Annotated in this window: 18 protein-coding genes; 3 read left to right on the forward strand and 15 right to left on the reverse strand. The window is 45.4% G+C overall.

Annotated elements, in window-relative coordinates; genetic code table 11:
* Positions 1-156: 156 nt before the first annotated feature.
* The 3 genes from DVG78_RS21990 to aat all read right to left on the reverse strand — a co-directional run bounded on the left by DVG78_RS21990 (position 157) and on the right by aat (position 3,635).
* On the reverse strand, positions 157-2,310 hold the full coding sequence (locus DVG78_RS21990; protein ID WP_310589133.1) for a xanthine dehydrogenase family protein molybdopterin-binding subunit: 2,154 nt from the start codon (positions 2,308-2,310) through the stop codon (positions 157-159).
* A 56-nt stretch (positions 2,311-2,366) separates the two neighbouring features.
* Positions 2,367-2,855 carry a (2Fe-2S)-binding protein gene (locus DVG78_RS21995; RefSeq protein ID WP_114463190.1) on the reverse strand — a complete coding sequence of 163 codons (489 nt, stop codon included), beginning with the start codon at positions 2,853-2,855 and terminating at the stop codon, positions 2,367-2,369.
* A 144-nt stretch (positions 2,856-2,999) separates the two neighbouring features.
* Positions 3,000-3,635, reverse strand: coding sequence for a leucyl/phenylalanyl-tRNA--protein transferase (gene aat, locus DVG78_RS22000; protein WP_114463191.1), 636 nt, complete (start codon positions 3,633-3,635; stop codon positions 3,000-3,002).
* 53 nt (positions 3,636-3,688) lie between these two features.
* Here aat and DVG78_RS22005 point away from each other — a divergent pair, with 53 nt between their 5' ends.
* The gene (locus tag DVG78_RS22005; RefSeq protein WP_114463192.1) at positions 3,689-4,390 is read left to right on the forward strand and encodes an SGNH/GDSL hydrolase family protein; all 702 of its coding nucleotides are present in this window, start codon (positions 3,689-3,691) and stop codon (positions 4,388-4,390) included.
* Positions 4,391-4,478: 88 nt separating this feature from the next.
* On the opposite strand, the gene DVG78_RS22010 is transcribed toward DVG78_RS22005, so the two are convergent.
* The 11 genes from DVG78_RS22010 to DVG78_RS22060 form a co-directional block, all read right to left on the reverse strand.
* Complete coding sequence (locus DVG78_RS22010; RefSeq protein WP_114463193.1) at positions 4,479-5,093, reverse strand: outer membrane beta-barrel protein; 615 nt, start codon at positions 5,091-5,093, stop codon at positions 4,479-4,481.
* A 12-nt stretch (positions 5,094-5,105) separates the two neighbouring features.
* Positions 5,106-6,866, reverse strand: a complete 1,761-nt coding sequence (locus DVG78_RS22015; RefSeq protein WP_114463194.1) for a serine/threonine protein kinase — start codon at positions 6,864-6,866, stop codon at positions 5,106-5,108.
* 33 nt (positions 6,867-6,899) lie between these two features.
* Entirely contained in the window at positions 6,900-7,796 is an 897-nt protein-coding gene (locus DVG78_RS22020) for a Stp1/IreP family PP2C-type Ser/Thr phosphatase (protein WP_158550074.1), read from the reverse strand.
* Entirely contained in the window at positions 7,772-8,656 is an 885-nt protein-coding gene (locus DVG78_RS22025; protein WP_147277142.1) for a serine/threonine protein kinase, read from the reverse strand. Before DVG78_RS22025 ends, DVG78_RS22020 begins: the two co-directional genes overlap by 25 nt.
* A gap of 91 nt (positions 8,657-8,747) precedes the next feature.
* Positions 8,748-10,436: a trypsin-like peptidase domain-containing protein gene (locus DVG78_RS22030; protein WP_114463197.1), complete on the reverse strand. Its 1,689-nt coding sequence runs from the start codon at positions 10,434-10,436 to the stop codon at positions 8,748-8,750.
* Positions 10,437-10,629: 193 nt separating this feature from the next.
* Positions 10,630-12,435 carry an ABC transporter ATP-binding protein gene (locus DVG78_RS22035; RefSeq protein WP_114463198.1) on the reverse strand — a complete coding sequence of 602 codons (1,806 nt, stop codon included), beginning with the start codon at positions 12,433-12,435 and terminating at the stop codon, positions 10,630-10,632.
* 52 nt (positions 12,436-12,487) lie between these two features.
* The gene (locus tag DVG78_RS22040; RefSeq protein WP_147277143.1) at positions 12,488-13,807 is read right to left on the reverse strand and encodes a hypothetical protein; all 1,320 of its coding nucleotides are present in this window, start codon (positions 13,805-13,807) and stop codon (positions 12,488-12,490) included.
* Between the two features lie 143 nt (positions 13,808-13,950).
* The gene (locus DVG78_RS22045; protein ID WP_114463200.1) at positions 13,951-14,256 is read right to left on the reverse strand and encodes a hypothetical protein; all 306 of its coding nucleotides are present in this window, start codon (positions 14,254-14,256) and stop codon (positions 13,951-13,953) included.
* 1 nt (position 14,257) lies between these two features.
* Positions 14,258-14,437 (reverse strand): hypothetical protein, encoded by a 180-nt coding sequence (locus DVG78_RS22050; RefSeq protein WP_114463201.1) that lies wholly within the window; start codon positions 14,435-14,437, stop codon positions 14,258-14,260.
* A gap of 60 nt (positions 14,438-14,497) precedes the next feature.
* The gene (locus DVG78_RS22055; protein WP_114463202.1) at positions 14,498-14,683 is read right to left on the reverse strand and encodes a hypothetical protein; all 186 of its coding nucleotides are present in this window, start codon (positions 14,681-14,683) and stop codon (positions 14,498-14,500) included.
* Positions 14,680-15,753 carry an MFS transporter gene (locus DVG78_RS22060; protein WP_114463203.1) on the reverse strand — a complete coding sequence of 358 codons (1,074 nt, stop codon included), beginning with the start codon at positions 15,751-15,753 and terminating at the stop codon, positions 14,680-14,682. The genes DVG78_RS22055 and DVG78_RS22060 overlap by 4 nt, the downstream gene beginning before the upstream one ends.
* Before the next feature lie 269 nt (positions 15,754-16,022).
* Between DVG78_RS22060 and DVG78_RS22065 the strand changes: the two genes are divergently transcribed.
* Together DVG78_RS22065 and DVG78_RS22070 are read left to right on the forward strand one after the other, a co-directional pair.
* Complete coding sequence (locus DVG78_RS22065; RefSeq protein ID WP_158550075.1) at positions 16,023-18,068, forward strand: tetratricopeptide repeat-containing sensor histidine kinase; 2,046 nt, start codon at positions 16,023-16,025, stop codon at positions 18,066-18,068.
* Positions 18,065-19,882 (forward strand): tetratricopeptide repeat-containing sensor histidine kinase, encoded by a 1,818-nt coding sequence (locus tag DVG78_RS22070; protein WP_114463205.1) that lies wholly within the window; start codon positions 18,065-18,067, stop codon positions 19,880-19,882. The genes DVG78_RS22065 and DVG78_RS22070 overlap by 4 nt, the downstream gene beginning before the upstream one ends.
* Here DVG78_RS22070 and DVG78_RS22075 read toward each other — a convergent pair.
* Positions 19,879-20,526, reverse strand: a complete 648-nt coding sequence (locus DVG78_RS22075) for a response regulator (protein WP_114463206.1) — start codon at positions 20,524-20,526, stop codon at positions 19,879-19,881. The genes DVG78_RS22070 and DVG78_RS22075 overlap by 4 nt on opposite strands.
* Between the last annotated feature and the right edge of the window lie 31 nt (positions 20,527-20,557).

Raw genomic sequence — 20,557 nt, forward strand, 5'->3', positions numbered from 1 at the left:
GCAATCAGGTTTTATTAGTATGCAAGCATACCGAATTGCAAAGATATATAAAAACTTAATAAGATGAACTTACCTACAAAAAAAGCGACCCGAAAGCCGCTTTTTTAGGATGTTCATACACTTTCAAAGTTTTGGAGGCTTGGAAAGTATTTATTACTACGCCAACGTATTCAAATCAAACGGCAATTTTCGGATGCGCTTGCCCGTTGCGGCAAAAACAGCATTGGCCAGCGCTGGAGCTATCGGAGGCAATCCTGGCTCTCCTACTCCACCCGGTTCAGCGCCGCTTTCTACGATATGAATCTCAACCGCAGGCATTTCATTAAAACGCATTACATGATATTGATGGAAATTGGTTTGCTCTGCCTGTCCGTTGGTGAAAGATATCCCTTTTTTGACCGCCGCCGTGATGCCCATCACAATATTTCCTTCGGTTTGCGCTTTCACGTTATCGGGGTTTACGTAATGTCCGCAATCAATGACCGACACTACCTTTTCCACTTTCACACCCGCTCCCTGTTTAGACACCGTTACGCAACAGGCACTGATACTGCCGAATGACTTGAAAACAGCGATGCCTTTACCATGGCCGGCGGGAAGTTTTTCGCCCCATTTGGCTTTTTCGGCTAAGGTTTCGAGCACTTTTTTGAATCTGGCGTCGGTCATCATTTCCAGACGCGCTTTCAGTGGGTCTTTGCCCGCCGAATGAATAAGTTCGTCCAAAAACCCTTCCTGACTGAATCCAAAATTGGACGCATACACAGAGCGCCACCACACGATCGGAATCTCGGTGCTGACGTGCGTAAACGACACTTTGAAGGCTGGAATCGTATATTTTTGTTCTTTTTGGCTCAACTCTCCGCAAATCCAATCGTCAGGCTTATCATTTGGTGCTTTGAATACCTGAAACTGAATAGATTCTCCAATAGGATGGTGATGATAGGCTACAATGTTGCCTTTCTCATCAACTCCTCCCTGCATCCGAGCCATCATACCGGGGCGGTACGGCCCTTGCGTGATGTCATCCTCGCGCGTCCAAACCAATTTGACTGGTTTTTTCACTTCTTTCGAAAGAAAACAGGCTTCCAGCAAAAAATCATGGTAGGCTTTACGGCCGAACGCCCCGCCCAACAGCGCTACGTTTATTTTTATTTGTTCGGGTTTGATTTTGAGATACCCAGCCAAGTCACGCAGAGCCCAATCCGGCCCCTGAATTGGTGCCCAAACTTCCGCCGTACCGTCTTCTTTTACGTGCGCAATGGCATTTTCTGGCTCCATCGGTGCGTGTGCCAAAAACGGAGTTTCATAAAGTGCTTCCACTTTTTTGGCTGCACCCGCAAATGCCGCTGCAAAATCACCCGATTCTTCACCTTTTAGGCCTTCTTTAGTAGCCGCTTCAGCGCATTTTTTGAAATAGGCATCGGTAGTCAAGGTATGGGGTATTGTTCCATTGTCCCAATGAACTTTTACCACTTTTTTGGCCGATAAGGCCGCCCAATAATTATCTGCGATGATTGCCACGGCTTCGGCCGTGCGGTGAGGCATTGGGCGCTCACACTTCAACACTTTTTGTACACCCTTGATTTTGAGGGCTTCTGTATCATCAATCGACACTATTTTTCCAAAAACATGGGGATTGTGAATCATGACGGCATAGACCATTCCAGGTACGTCAACGTCGATACCAAAAACGGCTTTACCCGTTACCCGCGCTGGTACGTCGAGTCGGGGGGCATATTTTCCTACAATCTTAAAGTCTTTGGCCTCTTTGAGTGCGGGGTTTTTAGGTACTTCAAATTTTGAGGCGTCGTCGGCTACTTCTCCGTAAGTCAACGATTTTCCACTCGGTTTGTGAAAAACTTTGGCCTCTTTGGCATAACACTCGCTTTCGGGAACGCTCCAGCGCTGAGCGGCGGCTTTCACCAGCATTTCCCGCGCAGCGGCTCCTGCCTGACGGATTGGCTTCCATAAGGCCCGCACGCTGCTACTTCCGCCCGAGGTTTGGTCGCCGTACTTTCCTTTTCCATCTGATTGCCAAATAGTTACTTGGTCAAGACGTACTTCAAGCTCTTCGGCCAACAGCGACGGTACAGCCTGCGTAGAACCTTGACCCATGTCAGGTCGCGGATTAATCAAAATGATTTTCCCGTTTGGCTCAATCACAATAAATGGATTGATTTCGAGGGCCAATGCAGAAGGCCCTACTCCGTTTAAATGAATGACCGTTGGCTTAGAGGAAGCCGAAAGGCCCATCATCAGACCCGCCGATGATAAGCCAAGGGTTTTTATAAAATCTCTACGATTGCTCATCTTTTTTGTCTTTTTTATTGCCTCTGACACATCACTGTTCATCCGCATGTTGTGGTTTATTTTCCGCCAGTTACATTGGCTTTCGCCGTATCTTTCGCAGCTCTTTTAATCGCTTTACGAATACGGTCGTACGTACCACAACGACAAATATGTCCGCGCATGGCGGAATCAATATCGGCATCGGTAGGATTGGCTTTTTCTTTCAACAAAGCACTTGCCGCCATGATTTGGCCCGACTGGCAATAACCACACTGCGGCACTTGCTCCTCAATCCACGCCTGTTGTACTGGATGCAGATTTTCTTCGGTGCCAAGGCCTTCAATCGTCGTAATTTTTTTGCCGATTACGGCCTGCACAGGAAGCACGCACGAACGGGTAGGTTTGCCTTCTAAATGAACAGTACAGGCACCACACTGCGCAATTCCGCAGCCAAATTTGGTACCTTTCAGTCCTACAAAATCGCGGATTGCCCAGAGGAGCGGCATTTTGGGGTCAATATCAAGGGAAAAGTTTTTCCCGTTGACATTCAGAGAAATCGCGGCCATAGCTTCAAAAAGGTTCTATTGGAGTTTATTTTTAAGTAAAGTTTAAGAGAATATGGGGCAAAACCAAGTTTTACGGATGAAAGCCCAATTTTCCAAACTCAAAATACATAAAACCCGCCTGAAATGCCCATAGATGCAAGTTCGTTATTTTATTTTTCCGAACGGATTTTGAAAAAGATGTTTAATATCGGTTTCAACAAAATGGGCTTTTTTAAGAAGGGCTTTTTTTAACAGCTTTATATATTCTGATTTGGGAATCTCAATGGCCCCAAATCTACGTACATTGTCATTGATGAACTGCGTGTCCAGAAGATCGTAACTTTGCTGTTTAAGAATTTCAATCAAATAATGAAAAGCGACTTTGGAGGCATTGCTTACGGTGTGAAACATGGATTCTCCAAAAAAAACACCGCCAATGGCAACACCGTATAAACCACCCACCAGTTCATTATTTTCGTAGGTTTCGACGCTATGTGCAAAACCCATTCGATGCAACTCAGAATAGGCACTGATGATTTCATCAGAAATCCAAGTGGATTCTTCGTCTTGTCTGGGCAAAGCGCAGCCTTTCATTACGCCCTCAAAATCAGCATTAACTCGAATCTCAAATTGTTGTTTATTGAGGATGGGCCGCAGCGATTTAGAAGGTTTGTAGGTTTCGAGCGGAATGATGGCCCGGGGGTCTGGAGAGTACCAATAAAGCGTACCATCGGCATCGGCCATTGGAAAAATTCCATTCATGTACCCATAAATAAGATCGTCGGCCGACAAAAAATTCATAAAAAACCACCCGTATTTCAACCCCAAAAATACAATAAAAACGTCAATGAGCGATGAAATGGACGATAAGTATTCTAATTTTGATGATGGCTTGTGCCGCCGAATCTCCTATGAACAACGACCAGACTCCAGCGCCTACTCTCGTCCCCGGACAATACCGTTATTTGTCGCTGGGCGATTCTTATACTATTGGTGAACGGGTAACGCCCGAAGAACGATGGAGCGTTATTTTGAGTGATTTGTTGCGCAAAAACAACATAAACATCGCCAATCCAGAGATTATCGCCAAAACGGGCTGGACTACGGCCGAGCTGATGGAGGGTATTAAAGGCCGAAACCCTAAGGGCCCTTACAATTTAGTTTCTATCTTAATTGGGGTAAATAACCAATACCGTGGCCAATCCATTGAGCGATACCGCGAAGAGTTACGAGAACTTCTTCAACAGGCCATTGGGTTTGCAGGTGGAAATATAGAACGCGTTTTTATGCTTTCAACCCCCGATTGGGGCGTGACACCGTTTGCCAAAGGAAGCAATCAGGCCAAAATTGCCACAGAAATTGATGCATTTAACAACGCTGCCAAGGAGGAATGTGAAAAATCGGGGATTGTGTTTATTGATATAACTCCGCTCTCGCGAACGGCGCGCAATGATGTCTCACTTGTTGCGGATGACGGGCTTCATTTTTCAGGAAAAATGTACCGTCAGTGGGCGGAATTTGCCTTACCAACGGTACAAAATCGGGTAAATAAGTAAGGTAAAATGTGTTACAGGAAAATAAAGTATCCTAAAACGACTTTGAATCTCTCCATATATATACGCATTGAATTAAAAAAAGTCACTTTTATTCATTAAAAAAATAAACTATCCCCAAAGACCCCCGAAAAGTGCGCACATCAGGACGGTCTTCAAACCCCTGACCGTTTGCTAAAAAACTGTTAAACTTCCCAAAAGTACCGCCAATCCGACCATTAATAGCCAATTGAGGGGTGATAAAATAGTTTACGCCACCGCCCAACCATACCCCAGGGCCTTTCAACTGAAACTCGTAAAATCGACCATTCAATAAAACAGGCTTTATTTTCAGGTTTATCAATGCGTAGCCACCTTCTACAAATGGGCGCACTTTTTGCAATGTTCCGCCAAAATTGGCCCTTATGCCAGCAACAAGTGTTGCCATTCGATTGATGTCCCATTCAGACTTGAATTTTAGAGTTTGGGCCTCGTATTGGGCAAATGCCTCAAAACGCTGATTAAAACCATATCCCAAACGAATCCCAACTCCTATTCCATTTGGATCTGATTCATCTAATTGGTCAAAAAAAGTGGACGACCATTGAACAAGACTGCCATACAAATGCACGTTTAAGCCTTCGGTATTGGACTGAATATCCTGCGCACGTAGTAAAGGTGAGGTGGTCAGAAATAAGAGGGGTAATAGAATTATTTGTCGTAGCATTGTTTTAAAAGGTTAGAATGGAACGGTAAGGCTGGTACGAGTGGTACGTAGATTATTGATGCGGCGGCCTTGCTGAAACACCACCTCATCGCTGGCTTTATCGCTGTATTCGGGGTATCTGATGGCTATCCATTGATTATTGACCGCTTCAACGGCTTCAAATTGAACGGCTAAAAGCGCTTTTTGTGAATTGGAAGCAGGTCGAGCTGAGGTAACGCGGGCCCGCACCCGAGCTCCTGTTGCCACCACCGTTAGGCCATCTATTTGAACGGGTGACACCGCTCTCAGCCAAACGATTTGCCCCGCTACCGCGTCTGATGAAATTGTTTGGGCGAACTCTACCGCAAAAGGCTCATTTCTTACTTCAACCGTTGCCATTCGAACGGGTGCTTTGTGCTCTGGTTCTTTGGGTTTTTCTTCTTTTTCAACGGGCTTAGGCTCTTCCTTCACAGGGTTTTTATCTTCTGGTTTTTCGTCCATCGGTACCTGCACCTTCTTTTTCCCTGGATTGGACGGGTTATTGTCAACGGGCTTTGAGGGTTTTTCAATCGGAAGGGCTGATTCTTGTTTAGGTGGCAAACGCACTACCACTTCCGATTGAGCAATAGTAGGAAGGCTATCCCGTTTTTTTTCAACCGCTGGGCTGAATACCATTTTTGTTGTGTCTTTTTGAACCAGACCAAACGGTGGTTCTTTTAGGTCATCGTCTTTTTTATTTATGCCAACGAGCCAAAATCCGACAATTCCCGCCGAAATCACGATAGCTCCCAACAATATCAATCCTTCCAAACTCAACAAATTAGCCTTGAGTTGTTGCGTTCCAGATTGCTTCTTAGGTTGCGTGTCGGCACCCGCCAACCGCGTAGGTGCTACCTGTGGTTTGTCAGTCTTAACATCGGCCAAACGAGTGGAGGGTAGGGGCTTGGGAGTCGTATCAAAAATTTGGAGGTTAATCGGCCCTGGCGCAACCACCAACGCCAATGCTTGACGTAATTCTAAGGCTTTAGAAAATCGTTTTTCAGGTTTCTTTTGAAGCAGTACTTCAAGAATTTCGTCTATCTGTTTGGGCAATTCACCCACCCGTGTTCGTACTGAAATGGGTTTTTTAGTCAAAATTTGGTTGATGAGGGTTGTATCAGTCGCGGGTTCAAATGGCAGTTTTCCCGTCAATAGTTCGTACAATAGCACCCCAACGGCGTACAAATCCGACTGTACGGAAGGCTCCGCACCATTCAATAATTCGGGGGCCATGTATTCCAACGTACCAACCACCCTATCTACGCGGGTGAGGCGCTGACTGCCCACCATTCGCGCAATGCCAAAATCCATCAGCTTAACCATTCCTTCACGGGTCAGCATTAAGTTTGCAGGTTTGATGTCTCGGTGCAAAATCCCTTTATAATGGGCGTGTTGCAACCCATCAAGTGCCTGAATAACAATCCTGATGGCCGTTTCTAATGGCAATTTTCCTTGCTTAGACACCAAGCGCTCTAAAGTCATTCCGTCCACCAACTCCATCACCATCACGTTGTCGGACCGAACTTGAAGAAAATTGTATAAGGTCGCCACATTCGGATGGTTAAGTTGGGCAGAAAGTACGGCCTCATTCCGAAACCGTTCCATGAAAGTAGCGTCGCGCAACAAATGTGGATGCAACATTTTGATGGCTACCGGACGACGAAGAAACGTATCGGTGGCACGATACACCGTCCCCATACCTCCTTCGCCGAGGAGCTCTTCGATGTGATAGTTTTGTAGGGTTCGGCCAATCATTTTAGTAAACAGTAACGGTTAATTATCTGTATATCAAGCAATTTCTTCGGTTGGGCGGAGGGCTTGCGGTGCTTCTGAAGAGAGACGCTCAATCAACAACACGGTGATATTGTCGTGTCCACCGCGTTGTTTGGCGGCTTCTACCAACTGCTGCGCCGATTCATTTAAGGTGGGTATAAGCATCAGTTGCGCAATTTCATCATTGGTGAGATAGTCGTACAAACCATCGGTACAGAGCAATAAGCGATCATCACTTTCGAGAGAATGTGTCATGGCTTCAACATCAATTTCCACTTTGTTGTGGGTACCCATGGCGCGAGTGAGAACGTTTCGTTCTGGATGTTTTTCGGCTTCCAAAGGAGCAATAACTCCTTGCTGAACAAGCATTTGAACATACGTATGGTCGGTTGAAAGTTGTAAAAGTTGGCCGTTTTTGAGCAGATATAATCGGCTGTCACCAACATGCGCGATGTACAATTTAGCATCGCACACCACCACCGCTGTGCAAGTTGTGCCCATGCCGCGCTGACGTGCATTGCGGCTTGCCGCTTGCCAAATGGCACGATTGGCTTTGGTAAATGCCAGAAACAAACTTTCTTCGGGTGTTTCTTCCCGTTGATAATACGTTTTGGCAATGGTTTCGACCGCCATTTGAGAAGCGATTTCCCCAGCGGCGTGTCCTCCCATGCCATCGGCTACAATCGCCAAAAAACCTTTTGATGACCGAACAAACAAATCTGCTGGACGCACAAACCGCGCCGCATCTTCATTGTTGGTACGCACACAACCTACATCCGATACCACCACGGCCCGTAAGTCGCTGAAAGATTCTGACAGTGAGGCGTCAGTTGCTTTAGTTGATAACCATTTTTTCCAGAACATGGCACGTAGAGATTCGATGTAGGTCAATGATTTTTTGTTTTCAGCCAACGTTTTACGGGGATTTTTTCCATAAAATCTGTGAAAGTATCCACCCATTCTGCAAGCGAAAATCCGTTGTCTGCTGGGCTTTTTAATTCTTGCAGCAGTTCTGTCGCCGTCATTCGATTGGTGCTATTGATTCGCAACAACTTATGAATGAGACGCTTGCTTCTTTTTGTCAAATGTGGAACCAATAAATCGGGGGAAGTGTACTGTCCTCGTTCGATTTTTAAGCGAACTTCCGTTTCGCTGCGACCGTCGAAAGGCAAATGCCCCGTCAGCATTTCGTAGAATAAAACCCCTAACGACCAACAATCAGACTGAATGCTTACTTTGCCATGAAACTGCTCAGGAGCCATGTAATGCGACGTTCCGACGATGTATCCTTCCTGTGTGAGTTTAGGCGTATAAGTCGATTTGGCGATTCCAAAATCCAACAATTTGGCAAAACTCTCACGGTTTACTTTTACGTTTCCCGGTTTCAAATCGCGGTGGATGATGTGTCGTTCGTGCAAATAAACTACTGCCAACACAATCTGCTCCATTACCTTCCAGACAAACGCTTCGGGCAGTCGCCCTTGTCGTTTGATGAGTTTTTCAAGCGTAATTCCTTCGACGTATTCCATGATAATGCAGGGCGTACCGTTTTCAATCGCATATTCGTAAAGGGCCGCAATGTGAGGATGTTGCACAGAAGCCTGAATGTAGGCCTCGTTCCGAAAGCGGGCCGCTTGGTCGGCGCGGTAGAGGACTTTCACCGCCGCGGGGCGGCGAGAGGTTTGGTGTTGTGCTTGATACACTTCGCCCATTCCTCCCGAGCCGAGCCATTGCGTTAAAACGTAGCCTTTTATGTTTTGGCCTAATTGCATTTTATTGGTTTTTCGATGATTGATTTTATCGAACAAAGAATCTGATTATCAGAACACTATACTCTTAAAGCATGGACTAATAAGACGCTAATTATTCACTTTTAGGCGTTTTTAACAATTCCATTCCGTACTTAATAGGGATGGCGAATGAGATGATTCCCTGCCGAGCATCGCCACCACCCGCGTAATAAATCCCGATGACGTTTCCTTTTTCGTCAAACATCGGCCCACCGCTGTTGCCGCCGCCCGTGGCGTTCAAGTCCAGTTGGTAGCTGTCGCCGAAGCCTGATTGTTTGGTTGAAAATTCGGTGGAGCTGGCCACTACTTGCTGCACATGGCCAGGCGAAGTAACGGGCGAAGCCACTTCAAACACCTCAGCATTGGGTTTGAAAGGGTCATTTGACTTACGAACCACGCGCTGCTGCGGAGCACCACCGGGATAGCCCATCACGATAATTTCTTCGCCCGCTTTTACCGAACCGTAATTGTCTTTGAGCGTCACGGGAGCTAGATTGTTGACATCCACCTTGATAAGCGCCACATCATGACTTTGTGAAGGCGTAATCAAACGGGCTTCATACGGCTGTGAGGTATTGGCAAAGACTACTTTTAAGTATTTGTTGCGGCCTTCCACCTGCGCCGGCCGACCATCCACCATGGTAGCTTCCGAAGGAACCCAGCCAAAAATTTGTTCGGCCCCCACGGTTGGCTCTTTGGCCAATACAGGCTGTCCCGTTTTATCAAGCCCCTGCACCAAAAAGCCCGGGAAGTTGTTCCAAGCAAAGCCCGAATAGCGCGTTTTCCAAGCGGCACCCACGTGGCGGTTGGTCAAAATCTGACCGTCGGAGCTTACCACAAATCCGCTGCCCGTTCCGGTAGAGCCCACGGGTAAACCCACCAATGATTTTTTCTTGGTAACCAAATAAGGCTCGATGCCGTTTTGGGTCTGCACAAACAGCGGGCGGAACATACCTTGCGCATCGGGGCGGTATTCATGGTACAACTCCTCGTTTTCTTGCACTTCGTACAGTTCCCACGAAATAAAAATCTTTACTACTTTATCGGTATTGGCGGAAGCGATAGCGGCGGTAGAAATCGGCTTGCCCTGCTCTACTTTTTCCTGCAATGCCACCATTTGGATTCTGGCTTCTTCTTGTTGTTTTTGGAGTGCCTGATTGTATTTAGCATCCAGTTCGGCCTGTTCTTCTCGGGTAGAATTCCAGAAGACAAATCCTAAAGAGCCAAAAATCACAAAAGCGGCGGCCATAGCAGCCCAAAGCGTACGACGAGATTTGCTGCGTTCAGTGCTGATTACCCGTTCAAATGTCTGCTTGCCAATGCCCGTTTTGATGGGCGTTGATTCAGAAACTTCCAACGGAACAAATTCATTGGTAGGCTTAACGACTTCTACCAATCGAGTGGCGGGCATTAATTCGGCGGGACGCGGGTCAATGTCAAAAATAAAAGCGGGGCCATTGTTGCCGAGTTGGATTTCGTCGCCTGGCTCGATGGGAGTCTGTCCTTTTACACGTATTTTGTTGACAAAAATTCCGTTGCGACTGTTGTTGTCAATCAACACAAAAGCCAACGGGCCTTCTTTGACGATTTTGCCGTGCTCACGGCTCACAACGGTATCAATTTCAGGGTCAAACTGAACATCGCTGTCGTTTGAGCGGCCCAATGTAAGTTCGTTGTGGCCGTTGAAATCAAATTCTTCTACCTGATTTGCTTTGGCTCCCACAAGGTGACGAATGACGAATTGTTTGACTGTAGCATTCATTGTTGTAATGTTTTTCAGATTTTTATGATGACTATTTCTTTTTGAATATCAGGAAGTTGCTTTATTTTCAGTGCTTTTGTTGCCTCGCTTCTGATGATACAAAGTTCCTCCAAAAAGCCACGCTGGTAAATCCGGAAACACCTACATTTTGGGTAAGGGAAACCTGTATTTTGAAGTATAGGAAAACCTGTAGTTAGCCCAAAACCGTGGCGGCAAGCCGCCCGATATTGAGGGTACGGGCATTTGAATCGATGATTTCGCGGTAAAGCCCTCCTGCCGCATACAGCGTTTCGTGGCTGCCTTTGCCAATGATTTCACCTTCCTGCATCACATAAATTTGGTCAGCGTCCATGATTTGGCTGATACTGTGCGAGATAATCAATACGGTACGATTTTTCTTGATGGCATCGATGCTGTCTTTGATTTGCTCCGCCGTGATGGCATCCAAACTTGCGGTGGGTTCATCCAAGAAGATAATGGGGGGATTTTTGAGGAATAAACGCGCAATAGCAATCCGCTGCTGCTGCCCACCCGACAATGCTTTGGCTTCGGTTTGATAGCCATTGGGCATCTGTAAAATTTGTTCGTGCAGACTCGCTTGCTTAGCCGCCGCTACGATTTCGTCTGGGGTGGCTTCCAATTTTCCGTAACGAATATTTTCTTCGATGGTGCCCGAAAAAATATGATTTTTCTGCATCACCAAACCCACATTTCGACGAATCCAATGCGGGTCGTATCCCGTTAAGGGTTTTCCATCGAGCAGAATTTCTCCACGCGTTGGTGAATAAAAGCCCGCCAATAAATTCATGGCCGAGCTTTTACCTGCCCCCGACAAACCCACCAATGCCGTTGTTTTTCCAGCTTCCAGATGCAGATTTACGCCTTTCAAAGCTTGCTTTCCGTTGGGATAGACAAAATCAACGGCTTTCATTTCAAATGTTCCAGCAAAAGATTTATGAACAGGATGTCGAGGGTTTATCGTTTTGCTTTGACTGTTTTCGAGATAGGAGTTGTTCTCAATCATGTCAAAAAAGCCTTCGGCGTAGGTGAGGGCTTCGCTGTATTCATCATAAATGCGGTGGAGGTGCCGCACGGGGGCCGAAACGTTGTTGAACAACATCAAGTGCAGCAAAATCGCCCCGATGGTCATTTGTTGGTTCAGGACAAAGTAGATGGTGACCACAAAAACCATGACTACGCCCAACTGCTCCGCAATGCTTTTGAGGCCATCAAAAAGATAATTGGTGCGGTGGTGTTTTACTTCGCTATCGGAGAGTTGCTGGGTTAGTTTCCATTGGCGACCTGTCTCGTATTCTTCTCTTACAAAGGACTTTACGACAAAAATAGACTCAATGAGGTTAAAAAGTGTGTTGGCTTTTTCTTCACGAAACTGTTGAATATTGCGTCGAATCAGTTTCTGACGTTTGGATTGTTCCCGACTGATAAGCGCATAAAGCGGCATGATGAGGGTGGCACACACGCCCACCCAAATGTTTTTTTTGTACATCAAAGCCAACGCCAACAGCGCATTAGCAAACATGGGCACAATATCCACAAACAAATTTTTGACGGTTTTGGTCAGACTTTCGATGCCTTTGTCGATGCGTTTTTCAAGCTTTCCAATTTGGTTTTGCGAAAGCGCAAAAAAAGACAAATGATACGATACCATTCGCTTGATGCTGTAGTTGTGTAAATCGGCCGCTAAGCGAAACCGCAGGCGATCGCTCAAAAATTTTTGCCCCAATTGTACCAGCAAATTGACAATTTCTTTGGCAAACAAGACCATCACCAGCCCGCCCACTATCCAAGCGATTTGTTCTTGGGTTTGGTTTTTTTTATCAAGAATTTCCTGAACGGTATTGACGGTATATTCCATCACCAAAGGAGTTACCTGAGCCAATAAAGCACCTACTCCCGTGAGAATAAAGGCACCGATTAAACTCTGACGGTACTTTTGAACAAACGGCCAAAGCTTTTTTATAAGGGTGACGGTCGACATGAACTTTAGGAGTGAGAAGTGAGGAGATAGGACGAGCGGCCCCGGACTAATTTTACAATTTCTGCATAAACTCACGGGTGTTGAGCGTAGCGTCTGATTCGTAATCATAAAATAGCTCAACCATAGAAGACACAATGTGCGGGTCGTCAGTGAGGAAAGCGGTCAATTTTGAAGGGCGGCCGCTGGAGTTGGATCCACTCCCTAAAATACACACACACAAGGTTTTCTGAATACCGGGTGTGTTTTCGCGGGGGGTGCTTATAAACAATTGAATGGGCAGCGTCTTGTTGACTTTGGTAACGCGAACTCCCAAGTCCAGCATTTCGCGCATGGCCTGTGAATGTTGGTTGTAGAGTTGACGAATCAAAACCGACTGTGCATCGGTTTCTTCTTGGCCGTTCATGGAAATCATAAAACGGTTGTGGTGAGGTATAGTTTCATTAACGGCCAGCGCTGCATTGCTACCACTACGGTAGGTTTCGACCGACACATGTTCGTTGAATATTTTGCCTAAATATTTTAGAAAGGCGTGGCTTGAACCTTCATTTTGGTCATTGAGGGTTACAAATTCTACGCGGGCACCGCTACCGATTTTTTGCAGATAAATGGCCGTTTCTTTGAGTTTATTTTCAACATCGGTACAATCCCGCAATAGCGCTTCAGCGCGGCGGGCGTAGTCAAACTGCGTAGCATGGCGCAGTTCATGGGGTTTTAAATCGGCGTGTTTGGCCACCAAATCCATCCGAAAAGGGGAAATAGCCTCAATTTTGGCCGTATTTGACAGCACCAATAGGCTATTTCCCTGCATTTTTGAAAGCTCTATTACTTTATCAATACCTTCCAACACATCTTTGGTGCCTTCCATGAGCTGCACTTTCTCGTTGACCTTGCCGCTCACTTCCATCATGATGCCGTTTAGCGACTTGGTCGCCTGCACCAACAACCCTGTTTGGGTTTTAATGTGGTCCATTTCCTGTTGATTGAGGCGTTCTTTTTGCCGATTTATTTTCTCGGTAGTAACCGTCAAAAACAACCCAATAAAAATCCCGACAATACCCCCCACCAAACCAGCGATGTCCAACTCACGAATGTACTTATCAATGCCCGGGCTGAAATAATTTTGGGGGTCAGTCCAATTACCATTGACAGATTGAAAATCAGACAGGTAATGCATCGTATCGTAAAAAATATAATACCACTTTAAGCCCAAAGAAATGAGCAAGATGATGAAAGGAATCAGAAAGAAGAACGTAAAAAGCAGCGTGTGTTTTTTGGTAATGTCAAACAAAACCGCAAAAAAGCCCTCATCATGGGCATTGTTTGAATGAATTTGAGGCTTAGAATGCTCTATTGGCGCAGCGTTGGATTCCATGAGTGAAAGCAATTTTATCGTTATGATTGAACGATACAAAGTTCTTTCAAAACCCAATGCCCGTAAATCCGGAATCACCTACATTTAGAATACAGGAAAACATACATTTAGAACGTACAGGTTTTCCTATAGAGAAGCAAAAATTAAATAATTCCCCACCAGCCAAGCCCAAAACTCACCGCGTTGGCAACCAATCCAATTAGGAAGCTTTTTGACCAATTTATTTTCCATAAGCTCCTTATCCACAGGCCCTCCACAAGTGTAACGAGTAGTTCTAAAAAATAAATATTACCTCCGAATTGATAATAATAGTAGACAAGAAACGTCCAGGTAGATACGTTAATCAGGACACCCAGCCCAACAATAGACGTCAGGCGGTCGTTATGGTGCAAAAACAGCCAGAGGATGGGAATCTCCACCAGCCACGTTTTTAGAAGATGAATCCACATATTAATGCTTTTGGCGGGCTCGGCGGTAGCGCACAAACAGCAACACGGCAATAGACAAAACACCAACCAATAATAATACATCAGAAACTGGCGCTGGCGAGCCAGTCGGTACTTCTACGAGATCTGCAAATGCAACGCTGGAAGCAACCATCAAGAAAAGAAATAAAGTAAGCTTTTTCATAGAGGATAGTTACGATAAATATTTAATAACCAATACATTAAAAGCATATACATTCCAAAGTCAAGGCTTGTTTCGAGCGCGACGATAGCGGATATAAAATAACGCAGCGATGGCCACCACTCCCGCCACTACCAACAATTCTGTACTACTATCACTGGATTGGCTCGATTGATTATAATTCCCAACCTCATCAGCCCAAACCGACGATACCATGAATTGTGCAACCAGAAAAAATAACTTTTTCATGAATTGTAAAGGGTTTTATGAAGTTTGAACGCGTAGAAATATAACCCCCAAGCGCACAGTCCTAACAAGATTAATTGAGGTAAAAAATAAATCTCTGACATCAACGAAGAATAAGGAATAACTCCCCCCAAGGCAATAGCCAAGCCAAATGTTGCCCCGCTGATGGTAGCGGGTAGTTTTGGAAACACCCGTTGTAACGCCGTCACGCTCACGGGGGTAACCGACTGTAGTAAACCAGTTCCGAGCATTAACCAGAACAATTTCCGATACCCCCACGACAACGCAGGAACCGCAATCGCTAAGGCCGTCAGCGTGTACAATCTCGCTCCAATGCGGTCGGCCAACCAGCCTCCGGCGAGTTTTCCAATCATGGCAGCCAAGGCGGTATAAAACAGCCATTCGTATTGATGCGTGTACACCAACTGAACAAAATTCCAGACCGCCGACCGCATGGCAATGGCCACCAGCAACAAAATCATGAGATAATCGTGTGTATCGAGCAGCGGTTGCTCTTTCCATTGAGTGTCATTTTTTTGAGCATCAGGGAATTTTGCCCAACCCAAAAACAACATCACCAAGGCTAATCCCGCCATCAGAAAATACATAACCCACTGCCAATGCAGGGCCGCCGCCCATCCGCCCAATGCCAACCCCAAAACCCCAAATGCCGAAAACATACCCACAAAAACCGACTTTTGGGGAAAACTCATCAACGTTGTACCGCCACCAGCCACGTGATAAAAAGCCGAACTAATGCCCGCCAACGCCGTAAAAAACCAAACATTTGTCGTTGAAAAGAAAAGTGCAGCAATCATGACCACCAATGAAATCACCGAAGCAGCCCGAAACTGACCGATTCGGTCCAGCCATATACCAGCGGGAAGTTGACCGCCAAAAGCCAATACATTGTAGAGCATCACTACTCCTGCAAGCTCCCCAAAATCGGCCCTATGGGCCAAGCCTCCCATCAAATATCCCGCCGCCGCATCCGAAAAACCATGCCCAAGCCCTAAGGCAAAGACCGTAGGTTGGCAGTGTTGAAAAAGAACGTTTTTTTTTGCGAAAAACATTAGTTTAGGCGGAGTTTTACTTTGGGCATCAAGTTGTTATCAAATATCAGATAAATGCTGTATTTAAGCAAATTTACCCAACTGAAATGCATGGCATCAACCATTTGCATTTCTTTTTTTATTCAGGAACCCCTCCGCCCAAACTCAGCACTGAAGCATCCAGAATCACCTATATTTTAGCTATAGGAAAACCTATATATTTGGGCTATTGGCTTGGAAATGATTACGTTTTGTACTTATTTTCCTTATTCTACAATCAATGGAAGTCGATGAAAAAATGTTTGTTTTGCTTTTGCTGTCTTTGCTTTTCGGCTCACGCCCAAAAAACCGATTCCTTGCTACGGGTATTGGCAAAAACAGCGGTTGATACCCATAAAGTAAACGTTTTGTACGACCTAGGACGGGCTTTTTGGCTTCAGGGAAACGATTCATTGGGAAAGATGTACTGTAATCAATCAGTGCTTCTAGCGCAAAAGCTTCATCATTTGCGCGGCGAAGCCAAAGCAAGGTTACAATTGGTTCGAATTGAAAATGAATATCTTACCGACCTAAACACCGCTTACACCCACCTCGACGCCACCTTAAAAATTGCAAAATCTCTTCCTGATAAATCATTGGAAGGGCAAGTGTATTTTCGTCGGGCCCAACTGTATGAGAGTTTTTTCGAGAAACAATCACAAGTAAATCAACTGCTTAATCAGGCCTTACGATTATTTATTGAAACCAAAGATAAAACCTGGCAGGGCACCGTGTATGCCGAAATGGCTCTTTTGCTCATCAGCGACGGTAAATACGCTGCTGCCATAGACTTGATGCTCAAGGCGCGCAGACTTCAGGAAGAAACCAATGACCTGATGGCCTTGCGCTCTACCATTCCCAATTTAGGGAGTTTTTACCGCGAAATGGGCCGTTACGAAAACGCCTTGGCCTGTTTCAAAGAAGCCGAAGTCATTGCCCAAAAACTTAATGACGAACGCCTACGGGCGTACATTTTCAGCCAACGGGCCGAGATTTTTGAAAACCAGGGTAAATACAAAGAAGCATTGGATTCGTATCAACGCGCGGCCAAAATCCACGAGTTTTCGCAGGCAACTCAGTGGTTACCAAGAGCGTACGGACGAATTGGCGGGGCATATTTTAAATTAAAAGAATACGAAAAAGCACTGCAATACACTCGTGCTGCGGATAGTTTATACAAAAGCCAAATAGACTCTAACGAATCCTTAGATCACCTTTCACAAATCAATTTTGGCAAGATTTATTTGGTTTTTAAACAATACCAAAAAGTAATTTCGTATGCCCAAACTGGGTTGGAATGGGCGGCAGGTTCGGAGCCACCGCTGCGCAAGGAAATGGCCGAATACCACCGTCAACTGGCCCAAGCCTATGAGTCGTTGGGCCAATCTCAAAAGGCGCTTTTTCATTTCAAAAACTATAAAGCCGAGTCAGACAGTATTCTTAACAACGAGGCGCTCCAAAAAATCACCGTTTCTTCCATGACCTATGAATTTGAAAAACAACAACAAGCCAACAAACTTCGCATTCAAACCCTTGAAAACGAACAGCTTACCCAGGCGCGCAACATTCTTATTGGACTTTCACTTTTGGGAGTACTAGGGTTTGGGTTTGTGTTGTGGTCCAATCGTAGGCTAAAAACCAAAAATGAAGAACTGAAAACGAAAAATAGAGAAATAGAGGAAGCGCTTTTCAAAGGACAAAAAATTGAACGCAAACGCGTGGCTTCCGAACTTCACGACAACCTCAACACCAAACTTGCCGCCGTCAGATGGCATTTGGAAGCCATGCAGGCCGAAGACTTTAATCCTTTTAACCAAAAGATTCACAGTCGGTTGATAGATATGGCCAATGATGTTTACGCCGATGTCCGGCTAATTTCGCACAATATGCTCCCAGCCGAACTAGAAACCCACGGACTGGTCTCTGCTTTACAAAAATTGGTGGAAAAACTGAACGTAAACACAAAAACCGAATTTCATTTTGTAGCTGATGCAGACCAAACGCGCCCTCCGTCGCAGGTAGAACATGAGCTTTACAACATCGCACTGGAATTGGTCAACAATGTGCTCAAACACGCCCAAGCCACAGAAGTATGGATAAGTTTGAGCCAAACTGAAACCCAACTCTCGCTGACCGTCAGCGACAATGGCGTTGGAATGCCCACCGAAAGTCAATCGGACGGAATGGGAATGCAAAATTTACAAAACAGAGTGGACGTTTTGACCGGAAAGCTAACGCTTGACAGTTCGCCCGAAACTGGCACCAAAGTGAGCGTTGAAATACCTATTCAATTATGAAAAAAACCGTATGCTTCCTTCTTCTTTTCCCCTTTTCCTTGGGTTTTATGCAGGCCCAAAACCCGCTGCTAGACAGTCTTATCCACCACATAAACGACTTATCCACAAAAAAGGCTTCTATCCAACGAGATACCAACATCATTCTGAGTCTGAGCTTACTGACCGAGCGCTCACTTAATATGGGCGATTCACGTAATCAGTTTTTTTTGGATTCGTTACAACGTTTTACAAAAAAAACCAATTGGCCCAAAGGCTTAGGCTTACATGAACGGGCTTTGGGAAAACAAAACGACGTGAAGGGAAATTATACCGAAGCGCTCAAGCATTACACCAACGCTATTCAACTCCTCAAAAAAGCAGGAGGGGATTCTTTTGAACTGGCGTACGCTTACGTATTGGCCGCTTTTGTTTTGAACAATAATGGATTGACAGACAAATGCCTTGAGATACTGAATGAAGCCCTGCCTTATGCCAACGCCACCAAAAACAAGAACAATTTGTGCTGGATTTACGATTTTCTAGGCGACTATAATTACTATGATTCATTTGGTGTCAGGAATTACAAAAAAGCCCTGTTTTACTATAAAGAAGTAGAAAAAAACATTCCCTACACCACCAGCCCAACGCTGAAGGCCGATAATCCGCATTGTCTGGCCAATGTGTACATGAAACTCGGTGACGAAAAAAAAGCCAATGACTACCGCGACAACGCCTTACGCATTGCCAAACAGTACAACAACCGAGTCGTCATTTTTGCTACTTACGCCGATTTAGCCGACATTTATGAACAACGAAAATCGTACGCAAAAGCCCTCGAATATCGCAAAGCTAGTCTTGAATATGCCCATAAATCAGGTTGGAAAGAAATGGAATCGCGGGCCGAAAACTACATTTATCAAACTTACAAGCACATAGGCGACTACAAAAATGCCCTCAAATACTACGAACTTCATAAAACCCACGAAGACAGTTTAGGCCGATTTTCGGTCCAGAAAGCCTACGCCGAACTTCAAGCTAAGTACGAAGCCGAGAAACAGCAATTGCGTATCACCGATTTAGAAAAAGAGCAATTAATTCAAACCCGAAATTTTCTAATCGGGCTCTCTATCTTAGGTGTATTGCTGACTGGTTTTATTTTTTGGTCCAACCGTAAGCTAAAGACAAAGAATCAACAACTAAAAACCAAAAACCGCGAAATTGAAGAGGCACTTTTAAAAGGACAAACAATTGAGAGAAAGCGAGTTGCATCAGAACTTCACGACAATCTTAACACCAAAATAGCGGCATTACGCTGGCGTTTGGAAGCACTTGATACCTCAAAATACCCCGAAGCTGACCAAAAAATCCACGCGGGTCTTCTCCAAACCCTCGAAGATGTATATGCCGATGTACGGCTTATTTCGCATAATTTGCTTCCGACCGAACTCGAAACACAGGGGTTAGTAGCAGCATTGCAAAAATTGACCGAAAAACTCAACGTTAATGCCAAGACTGTTTTTCATTTAATAGCCAACGGAATAACCGAACGCCTTAATCCTAAAATTGAATATCAATTGTACAGCGTTGCCTTAGAATTGGTCAATAACGTCCTCAAACACGCCCAAGCACAACAAGTTTGGATAAGTATTTCACAAAACGATGAAATAATAAGCCTGACCGTCAGCGACGACGGCAGGGGCATGTCAAACATTGAAAAAGCCACGGGAGTGGGCCTACGCAATATCAGTGCCCGCGTAGAAGCGTTGAACGGAACTTGGCTGATTGACAGTAAGCCAACGACGGGCACCAAAGTTAAGATTGAAGTACCCGTTTAAACCAATTTATGCCTGACGGCGTACTTAATGATTCCGATGGAGTTTTTTACGCCCAATTTGCGAAGAATATTATGGCGGTGGGTTTCAACGGTGCCTACACTGATAAAAAGATGCTCAGCGATTTCGGAGGTGGAAAGTTCCTGCGCAATGAGCCGAATAATTTCCAATTCGCGCGCTGTAACCGCAATCGGCTCGCCGGGCAATTCATTTGAAGGAGTGGAAGCCACCGCCGCTGGACTCAACAACTCTTTCATGACGGCTTCGCTAAAGTACTTTTCGCCGCGCGCGACGGTCTTCAGCGCTTTTTCCAACTCTGCCCGATTGGCCTTTTTCATGACATAGCCCGAAATACCCGCCTGAAACGCCTGACGAATGTTATCGGCATCTTCGGATACGGTTAACATCAAGATTTTTAAATCGGGAAATTTATCCCGGACCTGTAGCGTAAGCGCCACGCCAGTAAGGTAAGGCATGCTTAAATCAGTCACCAAAATATCTACCTCGTGGGTCTCCAAAAAGCCCATTACTTTGCGACTATCGTTGAGCGTACCAACAACTTCCATATCAGAAATGGTCGAAATAAGCAGCGAAAGACTATCCAATACAATCTGGTGGTCGTCGGTGATGAGTACTCGAATAGACATTTTTCATAAAACGTTAGGGTTATTCAAATGT

This window comes from Runella aurantiaca (genome assembly GCF_003339505.1).
Taxonomy (GTDB): Bacteria; Bacteroidota; Bacteroidia; order Cytophagales; family Spirosomataceae; genus Runella; species Runella aurantiaca.

Bases quoted from the DNA above. Each gene is read 5' to 3' on its own strand.
- DVG78_RS22045 (WP_114463200.1), bottom strand. From the start codon at position 14,256: ATGTGGATTCATCTTCTAAAAACGTGGCTGGTGGAGATTCCCATCCTC.
- DVG78_RS22055 (WP_114463202.1), bottom strand. From the start codon at position 14,683: ATGAAAAAGTTATTTTTTCTGGTTGCACAATTCATGGTATCGTCGGTT.
- DVG78_RS22005 (WP_114463192.1), top strand. From the start codon at position 3,689: ATGAAATGGACGATAAGTATTCTAATTTTGATGATGGCTTGTGCCGCC.
- DVG78_RS21990 (WP_310589133.1), bottom strand. From the start codon at position 2,310: ATGAGCAATCGTAGAGATTTTATAAAAACCCTTGGCTTATCATCGGCG.
- DVG78_RS22010 (WP_114463193.1), bottom strand. From the start codon at position 5,093: ATGCTACGACAAATAATTCTATTACCCCTCTTATTTCTGACCACCTCA.
- DVG78_RS21995 (WP_114463190.1), bottom strand. From the start codon at position 2,855: ATGGCCGCGATTTCTCTGAATGTCAACGGGAAAAACTTTTCCCTTGAT.
- DVG78_RS22035 (WP_114463198.1), bottom strand. From the start codon at position 12,435: ATGTCGACCGTCACCCTTATAAAAAAGCTTTGGCCGTTTGTTCAAAAG.
- DVG78_RS22015 (WP_114463194.1), bottom strand. From the start codon at position 6,866: ATGATTGGCCGAACCCTACAAAACTATCACATCGAAGAGCTCCTCGGC.
- DVG78_RS22060 (WP_114463203.1), bottom strand. From the start codon at position 15,753: ATGTTTTTCGCAAAAAAAAACGTTCTTTTTCAACACTGCCAACCTACG.
- DVG78_RS22030 (WP_114463197.1), bottom strand. From the start codon at position 10,436: ATGAATGCTACAGTCAAACAATTCGTCATTCGTCACCTTGTGGGAGCC.
- DVG78_RS22075 (WP_114463206.1), bottom strand. From the start codon at position 20,526: ATGTCTATTCGAGTACTCATCACCGACGACCACCAGATTGTATTGGAT.
- DVG78_RS22065 (WP_158550075.1), top strand. From the start codon at position 16,023: ATGAAAAAATGTTTGTTTTGCTTTTGCTGTCTTTGCTTTTCGGCTCAC.
- DVG78_RS22040 (WP_147277143.1), bottom strand. From the start codon at position 13,807: ATGGAATCCAACGCTGCGCCAATAGAGCATTCTAAGCCTCAAATTCAT.
- DVG78_RS22025 (WP_147277142.1), bottom strand. From the start codon at position 8,656: ATGCAATTAGGCCAAAACATAAAAGGCTACGTTTTAACGCAATGGCTC.
- DVG78_RS22050 (WP_114463201.1), bottom strand. From the start codon at position 14,437: ATGAAAAAGCTTACTTTATTTCTTTTCTTGATGGTTGCTTCCAGCGTT.
- DVG78_RS22070 (WP_114463205.1), top strand. From the start codon at position 18,065: ATGAAAAAAACCGTATGCTTCCTTCTTCTTTTCCCCTTTTCCTTGGGT.
- aat (WP_114463191.1), bottom strand. From the start codon at position 3,635: ATGAATTTTTTGTCGGCCGACGATCTTATTTATGGGTACATGAATGGA.